Origin of the sequence: Paenibacillus sp. FSL H3-0329 (assembly GCF_037963285.1) — a bacterium.
Lineage (GTDB): Bacteria > Bacillota > Bacilli > Paenibacillales > Paenibacillaceae > Paenibacillus_AQ > Paenibacillus_AQ odorifer.
This window is the reverse complement of sequence record NZ_CP150150.1, coordinates 1641289-1655139: the sequence shown is the minus strand read 5'-3', so window position 1 is coordinate 1655139 and position 13851 is coordinate 1641289. Positions and strand designations below refer to the sequence as shown.

Sequence of the window (13851 nt, the reverse complement as noted above, 5' to 3'; positions counted from 1 at the left end):
GCGAAGTCCTCGTTCAAAGATTTACGGGACTCCTTACATTAACAAGTCTATAAGACAGGATGGCTAGCAACTACCGCAAAAGGGATTGTTTCTATCTCATAAAGGATTTTATCTTTAAATTTATATTTTCACAGCACAAATAAAGGGCACCTTATACCGCCAGGCTCGGAACTTAAGCCTTAGCAGAAAGGTGCCCCCATTAACACTTCAGAGCAGATTACAGTGCGCTATCTTTAGCCATTGGAGCTAATTTTTCAGTCCTGTCAACGTGATTCCTTCTACGAAATATTTTTGACCAATCAGATAAAAAATGACGCCCGGCGCAAAGGACATACACGTAGCCGCCATCGTCAGCGACCAGTCCTGCTTTAGTTGGCCTCTAAAAGCGGTTAGTCCCAAGGCTATCGTATACTTATCGCTTGAGTTTATGTAAATCATCTGTTGAAGTAGATCATTCCATAAACCGATAAAGATAAATAATGCCACAACGATCATTGCAGATTTAATGGCCGGCATAATAATGCTGAACAAAATGCGGTAATATCCAGCACCATCGATCGTTGCTGCTTGATCAAGCTCTCTTGGAATAGACATGATAAACTGCCTAATCAAAAAGATATTAAAAGCGCCACCACCACAGAAATAAGGCAAAATCAACGGCAGATAGCTGTCATGGATTCCTAAGCCTCTCGTCCACCCAATATATAGCGGAATAAGAGTAACCATGGCAGGTAGAAGCATCGAACCGACACAAAGCGCCCAAATCAATTTTTTGCCCCGAAAACGCAGTCTTGCAAAGGCATAACCGCATAAGGTCGCTGTAAAGGTTCCTGCCAAACAAGCGGGTACAATAATAATCATGGTGTTCCATAAATATTTCCAAAACTTAAATATCTCTAGTGTTTCTGCATAGTTTGAAAACAACCAATTTCCTGGAAGCAGTGAAGGCGGATATTTGTATATCTCGGCATTCGACATGAGCGACGTGCGAAATATCCACCAGATTGGAAAGAGCACGAGTATAGTAAAAAAAATGACAACGACAAACGAGATCAGGTTCATCCATTGATTATTACGTTTTTTACTCTTTAATCTTCCGTATGTGGCTACACTCATTTGTCATCGCCTCCTTCATTAAAGATCCATAGATTGGAGGTTTTGAATAATACACCAGTAAAGCCTGCAAGAATAACAAAAATAACGGCCGTTGTTGCACAAGCATACCCTAATTTATAATTTACAAAAGCTTGATCATACATCAGATAAGTTAAAAATCGTGAAGAATTACCCGGGCCGCCATTCGTTAATGAAAGAGCCGGCGTAACAATTTGGAGATTGGCAATCAAGCTCATTAGCAAATTATAAAAGATAATGGGCGACATGCACGGTAAAGTGATATGCAAGAATCGTTTCCATCCATTCGCACCATCCATTTCAGCCGCTTCATGGTAGACGACCGGAACATTTTGCAGCCCCGCTAAGAAAATAACAATTAAGTTACCTGACAGCCAAACTGAAATCAAGGATAGAGATGGAACAACATAGCTGGAATCCGCGATAAAAGAAACTTTGTTCAAACCAATCTCAGAGAGAATAAAGTTAAAAAATCCAAAATTAGCTTCGTATAACCAAGACCATCCTACATATATCGCGGCTGCCGGCAAAACGTACGGTACATAGAAAACAGCTCGGAAAAACCCTCTTGCCGGAATTTTACGATTCAGTAGCATCGCGATAAAAAGTGAATAAATCATGCCTCCAACTACCGATAAAACGGCAAAGTAGACCGTAGCTATAATAGAATCTTTAATATAAGGATCAGTGGTAAATAGATTAATATAATTCTCGAAGCCAATAAATTTGGGGTCTGAAAGTCCCGTCCAATTCGTTAAGCTGATCCCGAGCACCCCAATAAGAGGTAAATACGTTAGAAAGATCAGCCCAATGAAGGCAGGGATCAATAATATATACGCGGCTCGTGCCTCACCTGCATGAATACGTGAACGACGTTTCGGAGATCTATTAATTATTTCCATCTCTATATCCCCACCTGAAGATCATAATATGGCCGCCGCGGGTGTGAGCTTGGCAACGGCCATTCTTTGCGGATTTTACTAATTGCCTAAATGGGCTGCTTTCAACGCATCCAGATTTTTAGAAATAGCATCCTTAGCGGTCGTCTTTCCCGTCCATACATCCCCTAGAACCGACCCGAGTAAGGTGTTAAACTCCGTCGTATGATTCGTATAGAACCACGCTGCGGGCTTCACAGCAGGTGATTGCGCATAATCGACTACTGCAGATTTATATTCGTCATAAACAGGGAAGTTAGGATTTTCGACCCATTTACGGGTAAGGGTCTCATCCGTGTACCACTTCTCCAGTGTCGGCATCCAGATTCCCGAGCTAATGAGGCCCCAGTTATTTTCTTCTGAGTTGTACCATTTCAGCCATTCCATCGCTTCTTTTGGATGCTTAGTCTGGGAGAACACGACATTGGCGCCACCCGTGTTGAGGGTAACCTTATCCTTCATGTAAGGCAATACTGCAACGCCATAGTTCAGGCCTTCATTCTTAGCCGTATTGAGACTAGTTCCCACGTTCCACGCACCGTTAGTAGCCATGGCAACAGTTCCCGCGATAATGGTTCGTTGAATGCCATCATCAGTCTGTCCGACAGACAACGGAGCAACATGATCCTTCAAGTAAAGATCTGCAACCTTCTGAATTCCCTCTATACTGGCGTCTTCTCCAATTCTCACCTCAGTCCCATCACCCGAATAGAACCCCCCACCATTACCAAGCGCCCAGGTCTCAAGCTGCCATGGTAGGTTTTCAACGGATGCGCCAAACTGAACGATACTCTGCTCATTAAAGCCACTCTCATCAGGATGTTTACCATTTTTATCAAGGGTCAGCTTCTTTGCTGTTGTTACAAATTCCTCCCATGTCCACGCTTTATCCAGAGCGGCTGGGGGATAGGGTACATTGGCTTTGTCGAACATATCTTTGTTGTAATAGAGGAGTAAGATTTCATTGGCAGCCGCGTAGGCTACGGTTTTCCCTTGATATTTGTAGGCTAGGCTATCCAGTGGTTTGCTGTCGCTTCCTTCGTACATTGTATTTACATCATTCAGCATGCCTTGGGTAGACCACTGAACGACCCCATCTTCTCTGAGCATCCCTGTATCAGGTAATTGCTCTGCCGTAGCCATTGTATTCAGCTTGGTCATGTAGTTTTCCCAAGGAATTGCTTGTACTTCTACTTCAATTCTGTCTTGAGAAGCATTAAACTTATCCGCCACTCCCTGGGTTACATTTCCCTCTTCCGCACTTCCCCACATCGAATAGATAATTTTGACCTTCTCCTCAGGCTTGGAGGTGGCGTTCTCAGATGCTTTGGGTCCATCAGTTGCCTTGGTTGCTGTGTTTGTCTCATCTTTCGCGCAGCCAATGACACTTAATGCTAGTGCAGTTGAAAGAATACCTACCCCGAATGCTTTACCTACCTTCATTTCCCTCTCCCCCTTCATAATCACATAGATATGTCCAACCGTTTGACCCCCTAAGTTATTGAGTTAAACGTTTAGTACCAATTTTTTTTAATAATTCCAACCTTTGCTTGGAATCCGAAATTTCGGCCAGCCGATACGACTTTTAATATCGTAAATATTTTCAAAAAGTGGTATAGAGTCTTCATGAACTTGGGATGTTTTAATGAAGTAAGCGCTTTATTGTTATTGTGTCATGATTTTCTATTAGGGAAAATAGCATTTTTCAACCTGATTTTTAAAAATTCCAACCTTTAAAGAATCATCTTTTTTATAAAACAGCAGAATCAGCTGATCCAAAATATTCACTTGCAGTAACGACAATAAGCAGAGCCGCCCTCCTACCCCAATGGTAGAAGCACTGCTCTGCCTATTTAGCATTTATACACTACGCTGCTGTATGAAGCAACGCCGTTTTTCTATTCTCGAAACACAACTGTGTGAGTTTTCCAGCTCCTTGCGATTTCCCGCTATGTTATCGAATTTCTTGAGGTTGTGGACACGAACCGACGTCAAGAAAGAGGACGTCTCTTATTGGTTCCCCATCGTGCTGATGTCGATGACAAACCGGTAACGGACATCTGAAGCAAGCACACGCTCCCAGGCTTCATCTATCCGGTCAGCAGAAATGACCTCGATTTCAGATGCAATATTATGTTCAGCGCAGAAATTAAGCATTTCCTGCGTTTCACGGATTCCGCCAATCATCGATCCGGCAAACGAACGGCGGTGGCCGATCAGCGAGAATACGTTAACTGCCAATGGATCAGCAGGCGCACCGACATTGACTAATGTACCATCCAGCGCCAGAAGTGAAAGATAGGCATCGATATCAATCTGTGCGCTTACTGTATTCACGATTAGATCGAATGAACCGGCAAGCTGCTTAAATGTCTCCGGATCGCTTGTGGCATAATAATGATCCGCTCCTAATTGCAATCCGTCTTCCTTCTTCTTCAGTGACTGTGATAACACAGTAACCTCAGCTCCCATAGCATGAGCAATCTTCACAGCCATGTGTCCAAGCCCGCCAAGACCCACTACAGCTACTTTTTTGCCGGGAGCGGCTCCCCAATGGCGCAGCGGTGAATAGGTGGTGATTCCTGCACACAAAAGCGGTGCAGCCGCGTCAAGCGGAATAGCGTCAGGAATCCGGACCACGAAGTCTTCTGTTACAACGATGTGCGTGGAATATCCGCCCTGTGTATAGTGACCGTGCCGGTCGATAGCTCCATAGGTGCCCGTATTTCCACTCAGGCAATACTGCTCCTCACCTTTCTGGCAATTACTGCACTCTCCACAGGAGTCAACCATACAACCTACCCCTACACGATCGCCAACTGTGTACTTTGTAACTTCGGAACCGACCTGGCTGACAATACCGGCGATCTCATGCCCTGGAACAAGTGGATACTTAACCGGTCCCCACTCCCCGCGGGCTGTATGAATATCCGAGTGGCAAATGCCCGCGTATTTAATCTCTATAAGAACATCGTGCGGCTGCAGATTCCGGCGTTCGATTGTAGTTAGCTTGAACGGGCCTTCCTGACTGAATGTAGCGCGTGCATTAACTTTTATCATAGTGAAACCTCTCTTCTAGTTAATATAAAAAACTGTAATGCCGACTTTACAAAACCTATGTTATTACTTAAAGTTAACTCTAAGTCAAGCACAAAATATAATTAAGACTGGAGATAGATGATGAAGACATACTCCATAAGTGAAGTTGCAGAATACTTTAATATGACATCACATACCCTGCGTTACTATGACAAGGAGGGGCTTTTGCCTTTTATAGAAAGAACCCCCAGCGGGAAACGCGTTTTCAAAGAAACGGATATGGACGCTTTAAAAGTAATTGAATGCCTGAAGTCATCCGGGATGCCGATTAAGGAAATAAAACATTTCATTGAGTGGTGCTCTGAGGGGGACTCCACCTTGCAGCAGAGATATGACATGTTCCTGGAGCGAAAAGCTTCCGTAGAAGCACAGATGGAAGAATTAAGAAAAACGATGGAAGTCATAGAACATAAATGCTTCTACTACAAGACCGCCTTGGATAGCGGCACGGAAGATGTTCATAAAAAAAATAACATTAAGAGTGCATTTACTCATTAGAAATGAACCTTCAAATTACAGTAAAGGCGGGGCAGATTGATCTGCCCCGCCTTTCTTAATTTGGACGCTTTTTTGCCAGCAGCTTCTCCGTAAAATTCACATCAAAAAAATGAATAATGGGTCCCAGACCAAGTGCGGACACTAGAGTTCCTAAGCCTATAACGCCTCCTGCCAGGAAGCAAATCAAAGCACAAAGCGCATCCGTAAACATCCGGTGCCAAAAATAAGATATTTTCGGGAAGTTATCCCTCATAATCAGGGACAGGCTGTCGTAAGGAGCTACTCCCACAGCCGATGTCTGATACAAGGATACCCCAAAACTGCATACCACCACGCCAATCGCTACGACGACCACCCTCTGCCATAACAGCTGAGGTTCGCCCAACAGAGATAGCCAAGTACTATGAAAGAACGTAGCGATATATCCCAAAAAGATTGCGTTTACAAAAGTCCCGGCTCCAATAAACCTTCGTCCGGTTATGAATTCGATTACAAACAATACCAGGTTCAGCAAGATCAGAAAATTTGCATATGTTATACCGACGCACTCTGCAAGTGCCATTACCATGCCGCTAAAGGGATCATTCCCCATGCTGGACAGCTTAAAAATACTGATTCCCATGCCCAGAAATACATTGCCGATAACCATAATAATCAATCGTTTTTTATCAACGTTATAAAGATAACCCTTCATATTGCCCATCCTATTTTTCATATTAAAATTGCACCTTGCAACAACCACGTCATTATATCATATATTCTATTGTTTGACGGTTATCTTTATTGATAGTATTCAATGATTTGGATAAGCAGATCGGTCAGGACTATATTGTTTTGATGGGAACTGAAAAAACAAAAGCAACCCGTCCGCAGATAAGTCGCCTTTGTAAAACTTTAGTGTTAACGGATCTAACTTATGACTTTAAGCTCAGCGCTTAGCCTTTTAAAAATCATGATAAAGCTTCATAAGAGTATATTTCATTCCACCGGGTTCTATAAGTTAATTTCAGACTTCTCTACTTCATGCCATTGAAAAAGCATTAACACAGGAGGAATATAAATTGGCTGGCCCCAGCAATAAATCAAATCAGGTGTCAAATTCGCAAGCCATAGCTCCCCATTCTCATCTAGTTGCATTCTCCACTTTCCGCTGGCAACAACTTTTTCCTGCTCCATAAGGAAACGAGCCTCATCATATGAAACTTCAATTCCTTTATTGCGCTCTATGAAATCAAGGGCAGCTTGGTAATTACGTTCTTGCTCTTCTTCTTTTTCTGCAGTAAAAGCTGAATCGTATACCTCTGAGAAATCTAAGCCCTTAAGGTCATGGAGTTCCACTAGTTGTTTAAATGCGTCCGTTACAAAAAATTGAACGATAGCTGTTTCCTTTATTTTGAACAGTCTATAATCAACACTATCAATTACATTTGTGGTGTTAAGCAAAAACAACATCAAATCAGGATGAGCCAAGGGAAGTGTTTCGTCTTCTTCCGCAACAATTAGCTATCCAGGTAAATATCTCGAAAAATCATTGTACTTCCCCTTATTCTTGGTGTGCATGATTCTGGGTTCTCCTCCTTTTTTTGCTCTGTATGATTGTACTGACAATAAGGTACCAAAAAATCTCCAATCAAAGAGAAAATCACGCCATTGATTCCATCGGCTGGTTCGCCAATTATTGATATTATCCCAACACTACCCAAGCAATCTGTCACTTCTCATTATTTTATTTGTGTTCAAAACTCCCCGTTCTTTGCCAATGATAAGAGTAGAAGAGTCTCCATTGCCAGCCAGCTAGAGGCCGACTCTATCCACCCCTTCAGCAAATGGTTCAAACAAATGTCTGGCTATCCGCCAGGCAAGTTTCGCAGCCGCAGCAGGATGATTTAATATAGAAAACGGCGCTGCATCAGTGCAGCGCCGCTGTACCATTTTCAAGTTTGATCACAGCATCCAACCAACCTCCCTGTAGGCCCTCCAAAGCGCCTGAAAAGATTGCGACTGTGCCAGGTGTCATTTCGTACAACGTGTCTAGCAGCAGGAAACGAATCTCGATATCCACGCCATAGAGAGGCTCATCCAGCAGCAGAAACCATGGATCAGCAAGCATCGCCTGAGCAATCATAAGCCGTTGCTTGTTGCCGCCTGACAACCGCTGAATGGGCGTCTTCCACTCGGCAGTAAGCCCGAGCCGTTCACATAGCTCACGAGATCGTTCTTCAATGGTCGCCCGTGGCATCAGCTTCATCTCACCCACATAACGCAAGTATGCCTCGACATTCATATTGTCATAGTACGCTGCCTGCTGTGGCTTGTAGCCCAGATAAGGCTTGAAAGCATTGCCTGACAACGTCACGCCATGAAGCTGATAGGTAATCAGGCCGCGTACAGGCTGGTATAGACCAGCTATCGCTTTGAGCAATGCTGTTTTTCCACTGCCATTGGCGCCCTCCAGACCATACCAGCCTGGCGGCAATGCCAAATTCACATCCCCTAGCAGCAGGTGACCATTATCTGCAAGAAGTTCAACCGCGGTAAGTTTTAGTTCAGCTCCTCGCACCACTCTTCCCTCCTATCCATATTGCTTGTAATAATGCCGATGGCGCAGCAAAATACTTGTTATAACACCAAGCGCTATTGCCAGACTAACAGCAACAAGCTTGCTTGCAAGCCAGTGTTCGGACCCGTATTCGCTGAACAATTGAAATACGCCAAGCCTCTCGCCAGCGGAAAACTGGATGACGCCCACTGCGAGGACAACCGCGGTACCAGGCCATGTCCCGAAACGAAGCATTGCAGCCAGCGCTGCAAAAGCGCTCAGGCAGATCGGTAGTAATAGATCTGTGATCAGTAAAGTAGTGTTAGATCCGAATTCACCGCTGGTACCCGTCATAACGAGTATTCCATAAAACAACAGCGCTAGAAGGAGGTCATATAGCAGTATGGTTCCTATTCTGGCTACCATAAGCTGTACGGGTGTAACAGGAAAGGTCGCCTCAAGCTCACTCATTGGCGTATGCATGGATCGGAGTGAATAGGCCACACTGGCTACAGGAAGCAACAGAATCGTAAATAAAAATACATCCGGCTTGGCAGAGCTACTGAACCATTCACTTGCTACCAGCCCCTCAACGACTGCTCCTATGCCAATCATAAGCGCTGATGTAAGCCAAAACAGCCAATGCATCGTCCTTACCTGAGCTGCCATGCGTTGCATAAGCCTTACTGGTAAAGATATAGCGACAGTTGCTTGCCGCCCAGGCCTGTCATGTCTTGGCACTCGCCTGGAAGAGGGTACAGCAACCGCCCACTCAGGCTGTGTGGCATATGTGGCGGCAAGCGCCAGCAGAGATTCCGTCTGCTGGCCGCTGGGACCATCGACGGTATAGCGATCCAGTTGGCTGAATACGGCTCCGATCTGGTCATGCTCCCATCGATCCGCTGCTGCTTCACCCTTTTCCTCTAGTTGCCGCTGCTCTTGCAATTCCCTGTGCAGTTGACTGTCGCGACTAGCCTTATCGGCGCTACCGGCTCCGGATATGTAACTCATCCTGATCCTCCCCTTTCTGCAATGTATGGGCCAGTCGCCTGAACGCCCGATACAGCTTGGACTTGACCGTTCCAAGCGGCAGTTCCAGCAACTCGGCTATTTCATCCAGCTTGAGCTCCTCATAAAAACGCAAAATAACAATTTGCCGCTCCTCCTCAGGCAAAGCGCCAAGGGCAGCAATGACTGCTTCACGCTCATATTGCTTGTCTAAAAAAGACGCTACCGTATCCTTACCGCCATCTGCCGCATCATACACTCCGGTATCCTTAGCCGCTACTTCATAACGATAAGCTCCGGACTTCCATACATCACGGCACAGGTTCGTCGCAATTCGATAAATCCATGGTCGAAACCGTTCAGGCAACCGACCAGCTTGCAAAGCCGTGAATACTCTGACAAAACACTCTTGCACCAAATCTTCTGCGAGCTGACGCTTGCTGGTCAGTCGGTATAAATACGCATAGATGGTCTGATGATACCGATAGACGAACAACTCCAGCACGGCTGTATTCCCTTGCTTGTATTGCTCGAGCAGTTGCTCATCCGTAACAACAGCCCTGCTGTTCACTTGACTCTCTCCTTTCTCGCTCAGCACTATTGCCTGCACACGAGCCAACCTCTGCCTTTCCCCAATAGAAGCATACAGCAGAAAAGCAGTATTCCAGCTGCTGCAAATAATGCGATAGCGTTATGCGATTTATCTGTGAACCGGCTCACCGGCCAGACGGCTTGAAATAAATAGTACCGATTGAGCGGCATACTGGACATAAAATACTCCAGCAGCCACACCGTTGCCCCCACTCCTAGCCCGACAGCCATATTGCGCCCTAGCAGACTGCCCAATGCCGCCAGACCGCCAAGGAACATATTCACACTGAGGCTATGTTTAATTATGTAAGCTAGTTGTGCCGTACTTAAAACGATCGCCCAGCGGTCAATTGCCCAGAGCAACGTTGCTTCATAGATAACTAGCAATAGCGCAGCGACCGCTCCTCGCTCGGCGAACACGAGTAATTGTGAATATGGATAGCTGAAATGATGGGCAAAAGTACCCTCACTGAAATCATCGGCGAACAAGGCAGCACTCAAGGCAATCGCAAGTAAAGGCAGCACAAATATAAAAGCCACTTTGACATGATAAAAACCAGGAGAGGGCATCATCATTGGCAGCATGAGGCAACCAGCTGCTATCAGCGCCGCAATAATAGCTATAGCTAGCAAGTAGCCGCCCCATAGGATGCGCCAAGCATATTTTGTACGGGACAAAAGAATGAGGGCAACCTTCATTGTCCTCCCTCCATTTTCCTTTGCAAATAGCCTCGCAGAAGCGCTTCCATTTGTTCATCACTGTCCTCGATTAGCTGCTCTGTGCCAATACTGTCATAGACAAGCTTGATGACATCGTAGACACTTTCAATACCGTACTGGCTGTATATGGTATTCATAAGGTCATAAACCTGATTCGGTGTACCGTTCAAAAAATAGCTGCTAACAGGTTCGAACAGTCGATCTGGCAGTTCCTCTCCGACCAGCTTGAGCTCGTTATAAGCCTGAAAAAAGTTGTTCAGTGTAAATTGGGCGTTTAAATTTAACACTCTCGCATTTCTAATTTCTCTACGTTTGGCACTGTAATCAAGCCAGTATTGCCCCGTTCTCAGTTGAATGTTCCCATTCTTCCCTCGCTCAATTTCCGTCCCAAAATAACTTAACTCAGACAACTTAGACAAAAAGTGGATATCGCGAGCTTCCGGACCTCCAACTGCTGCATCTACCATGCCCAGGGTACTCATACTCACCATATTCAAACTATAATACGGATAATCGGCAAGTGCCATAGTAACCGTCTGGGGAAAGCTCGTTGCAGCTTCTCCATCCAACATTTTCAAAGTACGCGCTGCTTGGGCGTAATGCCTGGCTGCGAACTGTGCTGCTTCTTCGACAGAACGGGTAGGCAATTGACCAGATGCCAACAGACGCAACGTCTTGCCGTCTGCCGTCGCTTCTGCAAGTTGCAGATCGCCCCCAAATAATGTAAGTCCGCTTGCTTCATCCAGCTCCAGGCGCGTGATGGTCGCTCCCTTCTCTCCAGCCATCTTACTAGTAATGACAGAGGCGTTGGAGAACAGTTTCAAGCCACTTGGCCCTGTGATAGAAACTTCAAAGCCCGCCATAGGGCGCGGCAGTTGTGTGTCCAGAATATCTGTAGCGTGACGCCCCCATTCGTAGTGATCGGTAAGCAATTCCGATAGCCGGCTATTGCCGATAACAGGGTACCAGCCATAGAAAGCTGGCAGGAAAATCCTGTTATCGTCGACAACAGCGATCTGCTCCCATCTATCCCTGCTAGGAGCGACGGAATAATAATGCCGCCAATCATTTAGGGTACCTCTATATGTCATCTCGATCTCCAGATGCTCCCCTGGCATAACATCCGTTGCAGGCTTGATCCAAAGTACATCTGTAGCCTCTTCCCACTTATAGGCAGCAGCAGCACCGTTCACCTTCAGTTCCTGTACATCAAAGATATGTCGCAGCATGATTGGGAATCGCTCTAGTGTTGCCGCTTGTCCATTGCTTGCTTGCATCGTCGCCTGTATTTCTAACCCATGCCGCGGCAGTAATTCCAACTTCAGCTTGTAGCTGTTAATGTGTAGATCCTGGAACTTCATTCCGACAAGCAGATCTTTAATATGCGATACCGAGAGCGGATTGCTGGTATTCCCGTTTGTGTTAAGGGTGATCCGAGACATTTCCTCAATATCCGCCTCCGAATATTTACCCGCTGCAATTCCAGCAACGAGCAGTTGCTCCAATTCACGCTGTTGCGTGATATCATTGGCTGAAGTAAGACGTTCGCGATAGAAACGTTCATTGGCATCCGCAATATCTGCCCGTTCCTGCAGGTATCCGTACATCGCACTACCTGCCCATAACAATGCTGCACCTAGAATCAGCATCGTGGGATAGACCAGCCATGCCTTGACCCGTTCCCGCCTGCGTCTACATACTACAAGTAGAACAGTCATGACCATTCCTGCTGCTAAAGCTGCAACGATGCCGCGATGCAGCCAAAATGCCGGATCATATATAAATCCCCACATACGTGAGTAAGACTTACCAATATATTTAACTAGTGAATAATCGAACCAAATCTGCGTATGAGGGGGTAATGAAAAAGAAGGGCGATCGGTCTTAAAAAATTCCGGTAAAATAATTGCCAAGCTAAGCAACAGGACGAAGCTGATCAAGTAACTGTATCGCTTGCGGATAAGGATACCTACTAAGTAGGCAATTACAGTTGCAAATAACATCGGGATGGCAAAGGAAGCCAATACAGCAGAGGTATACCATTCACGCATTCCCCATGAGATGCCATCATTTACGACCAACCATACATAAGCCCCCATCGGCACGAGCGCAGCTGCTAACGGAAGGGTTACAGCACAGAGCAAGCGTGCAGCCTCCATTTCCCATGTTCGATACGGAAAGGTAGCCATCATGGTTGCTGTCTTCCATTCTTCATCCCGCCGTGCTATCGCTGTTGCCAGCAAAGGCAAAATAATGAGGGCTACAAGGCAATACACCTCAGAAATATCCATCACGTATACTGCACGATCCAATTTGGCATCGGCGGTCTGAAACATCAAATACAGGATGCCGACCACAGTTGCCAGCATTAGATACAAGCCTGGGCCACGCAGCAGTAGCTTGCACTCTGTTTTGTAATAGCGAACTAGGCTCATTGGCTATTCCCCGCTCTCATGACCGCGATATATCCGTCCTCAAGTCCTGCCTTTGCCTGGACTGCTCCAGGTAATGGGACAGAACTGGCAAGAACACGCGCCTCATAGCCGGCTCCTGAACGCTTTGCAGTCACGATGGCTGCAGTTTCTTTGAGCTCTGCAAGCTTCTCATCACCCACTTGGACCGTCCACACTTGTCCCTGCACACGCTGGAGCAATTGTTCTTGCGTACCGTGAAATACGATGCGCCCTCCGCTCATAATCGCCATACTCTTACAGTTATTATCAATATCGGCGACGACATGTGTAGACAGTAGCACAGTACGATCTTTACCCAGCTCAGTCAGCATATCACGAAATCGCATGCGTTCTTCGGGATCAAGCCCTGCCGTAGGCTCGTCCACAATAATGAACTGCGGATCACCTAGCAACGCCTGGGCAATACCGATGCGCTGCCGCATCCCGCCAGAATATTTGCCTATACGCACATGGCGCTTCTCCTCCAGATTGACTCGGCGCAACATTTCGGCTACTGCTTTCCTCCGGGCTTTTCCATTTGTAATGCCCTTCATGGACGCGACATAATCGAGATATTCTGCGCCTGTCAACTTGCGATATACGCCAAACTCTTGTGGCAGGTAGCCAAGCAAGCCACGAATTTCACGTTCATCCCGCCCAAGCTTGCAATGTCCAATTTGTACATCCCCTGATGTTTTCGGTATTACTGTTGCCAATATTTGCATCAATGTTGATTTTCCCGCCCCATTGGGACCGAGTAAGCCGAACATACCCGTACCCAATGTCAGGTTAATTCCGTTCAGTACTTGTTTACTGCCATATTTTTTGCACAATTGCTGGATAACTACATGCATCATTACCTGCCTCCATT

Annotated in this window: 13 protein-coding genes; 1 reads left to right on the top strand and 12 read right to left on the bottom strand. The window is 46.0% G+C overall.

Annotated features, from left to right (window positions below; translation table 11 throughout):
• Positions 1-246: 246 nt before the first annotated feature.
• The 4 genes from NSQ66_RS07170 to NSQ66_RS07155 form a co-directional block, all read right to left on the bottom strand.
• A complete protein-coding gene (locus NSQ66_RS07170) occupies positions 247-1116 on the bottom strand; it encodes a carbohydrate ABC transporter permease (protein WP_036675824.1) in 870 nt (289 codons plus the stop codon).
• Positions 1113-2036: a sugar ABC transporter permease gene (locus NSQ66_RS07165; RefSeq protein ID WP_036675826.1), complete on the bottom strand. Its 924-nt coding sequence runs from the start codon at positions 2034-2036 to the stop codon at positions 1113-1115. Before NSQ66_RS07165 ends, NSQ66_RS07170 begins: the two co-directional genes overlap by 4 nt.
• Before the next feature lie 78 nt (positions 2037-2114).
• Complete coding sequence (locus NSQ66_RS07160) at positions 2115-3515, bottom strand: sugar ABC transporter substrate-binding protein (protein ID WP_076098906.1); 1401 nt, start codon at positions 3513-3515, stop codon at positions 2115-2117.
• Between the two features lie 567 nt (positions 3516-4082).
• A complete protein-coding gene (locus NSQ66_RS07155) occupies positions 4083-5132 on the bottom strand; it encodes an NAD(P)-dependent alcohol dehydrogenase (protein WP_076141170.1) in 1050 nt (349 codons plus the stop codon).
• A gap of 120 nt (positions 5133-5252) precedes the next feature.
• On the opposite strand from NSQ66_RS07155, the gene NSQ66_RS07150 reads away from it, so the two are divergent.
• Positions 5253-5669 carry a MerR family transcriptional regulator gene (locus NSQ66_RS07150; RefSeq protein WP_036675831.1) on the top strand — a complete coding sequence of 139 codons (417 nt, stop codon included), beginning with the start codon at positions 5253-5255 and terminating at the stop codon, positions 5667-5669.
• A 55-nt stretch (positions 5670-5724) separates the two neighbouring features.
• On the opposite strand, the gene NSQ66_RS07145 is transcribed toward NSQ66_RS07150, so the two are convergent.
• The 8 genes from NSQ66_RS07145 to NSQ66_RS07110 form a co-directional block, all read right to left on the bottom strand.
• Positions 5725-6384, bottom strand: a complete 660-nt coding sequence (locus tag NSQ66_RS07145) for a hypothetical protein (protein WP_249267679.1) — start codon at positions 6382-6384, stop codon at positions 5725-5727.
• 278 nt (positions 6385-6662) lie between these two features.
• Positions 6663-7139 (bottom strand): hypothetical protein, encoded by a 477-nt coding sequence (locus tag NSQ66_RS07140; RefSeq protein ID WP_076141168.1) that lies wholly within the window; start codon positions 7137-7139, stop codon positions 6663-6665.
• A 439-nt stretch (positions 7140-7578) separates the two neighbouring features.
• Positions 7579-8229, bottom strand: coding sequence for an ABC transporter ATP-binding protein (locus tag NSQ66_RS07135; RefSeq protein WP_076141167.1), 651 nt, complete (start codon positions 8227-8229; stop codon positions 7579-7581).
• A gap of 12 nt (positions 8230-8241) precedes the next feature.
• Positions 8242-9219, bottom strand: a complete 978-nt coding sequence (locus NSQ66_RS07130) for a hypothetical protein (RefSeq protein ID WP_076141166.1) — start codon at positions 9217-9219, stop codon at positions 8242-8244.
• Positions 9194-9787: an RNA polymerase sigma factor gene (locus NSQ66_RS07125; protein WP_076125358.1), complete on the bottom strand. Its 594-nt coding sequence runs from the start codon at positions 9785-9787 to the stop codon at positions 9194-9196. Before NSQ66_RS07125 ends, NSQ66_RS07130 begins: the two co-directional genes overlap by 26 nt.
• A 26-nt stretch (positions 9788-9813) precedes the next feature.
• Complete coding sequence (locus tag NSQ66_RS07120) at positions 9814-10506, bottom strand: hypothetical protein (protein ID WP_076141165.1); 693 nt, start codon at positions 10504-10506, stop codon at positions 9814-9816.
• Positions 10503-12962 (bottom strand): hypothetical protein, encoded by a 2460-nt coding sequence (locus tag NSQ66_RS07115; protein WP_076141164.1) that lies wholly within the window; start codon positions 12960-12962, stop codon positions 10503-10505. Before NSQ66_RS07115 ends, NSQ66_RS07120 begins: the two co-directional genes overlap by 4 nt.
• The gene (locus NSQ66_RS07110) at positions 12959-13837 is read right to left on the bottom strand and encodes an ABC transporter ATP-binding protein (protein ID WP_249267678.1); all 879 of its coding nucleotides are present in this window, start codon (positions 13835-13837) and stop codon (positions 12959-12961) included. Before NSQ66_RS07110 ends, NSQ66_RS07115 begins: the two co-directional genes overlap by 4 nt.
• Between the last annotated feature and the right edge of the window lie 14 nt (positions 13838-13851).

What these genes read in the sequence shown, in the direction of transcription:
- NSQ66_RS07170 (WP_036675824.1), bottom strand. Translation starts at nt 1,116, where the DNA reads ATGAGTGTAGCCACATACGGAAGATTAAAGAGTAAAAAACGTAATAAT.
- NSQ66_RS07165 (WP_036675826.1), bottom strand. Translation starts at nt 2,036, where the DNA reads ATGGAAATAATTAATAGATCTCCGAAACGTCGTTCACGTATTCATGCA.
- NSQ66_RS07160 (WP_076098906.1), bottom strand. Translation starts at nt 3,515, where the DNA reads ATGAAGGTAGGTAAAGCATTCGGGGTAGGTATTCTTTCAACTGCACTA.
- NSQ66_RS07155 (WP_076141170.1), bottom strand. Translation starts at nt 5,132, where the DNA reads ATGATAAAAGTTAATGCACGCGCTACATTCAGTCAGGAAGGCCCGTTC.
- NSQ66_RS07150 (WP_036675831.1), top strand. Translation starts at nt 5,253, where the DNA reads ATGAAGACATACTCCATAAGTGAAGTTGCAGAATACTTTAATATGACA.
- NSQ66_RS07145 (WP_249267679.1), bottom strand. Translation starts at nt 6,384, where the DNA reads ATGAAAAATAGGATGGGCAATATGAAGGGTTATCTTTATAACGTTGAT.
- NSQ66_RS07130 (WP_076141166.1), bottom strand. Translation starts at nt 9,219, where the DNA reads ATGAGTTACATATCCGGAGCCGGTAGCGCCGATAAGGCTAGTCGCGAC.
- NSQ66_RS07120 (WP_076141165.1), bottom strand. Translation starts at nt 10,506, where the DNA reads ATGAAGGTTGCCCTCATTCTTTTGTCCCGTACAAAATATGCTTGGCGC.
- NSQ66_RS07115 (WP_076141164.1), bottom strand. Translation starts at nt 12,962, where the DNA reads ATGAGCCTAGTTCGCTATTACAAAACAGAGTGCAAGCTACTGCTGCGT.
- NSQ66_RS07110 (WP_249267678.1), bottom strand. Translation starts at nt 13,837, where the DNA reads ATGATGCATGTAGTTATCCAGCAATTGTGCAAAAAATATGGCAGTAAA.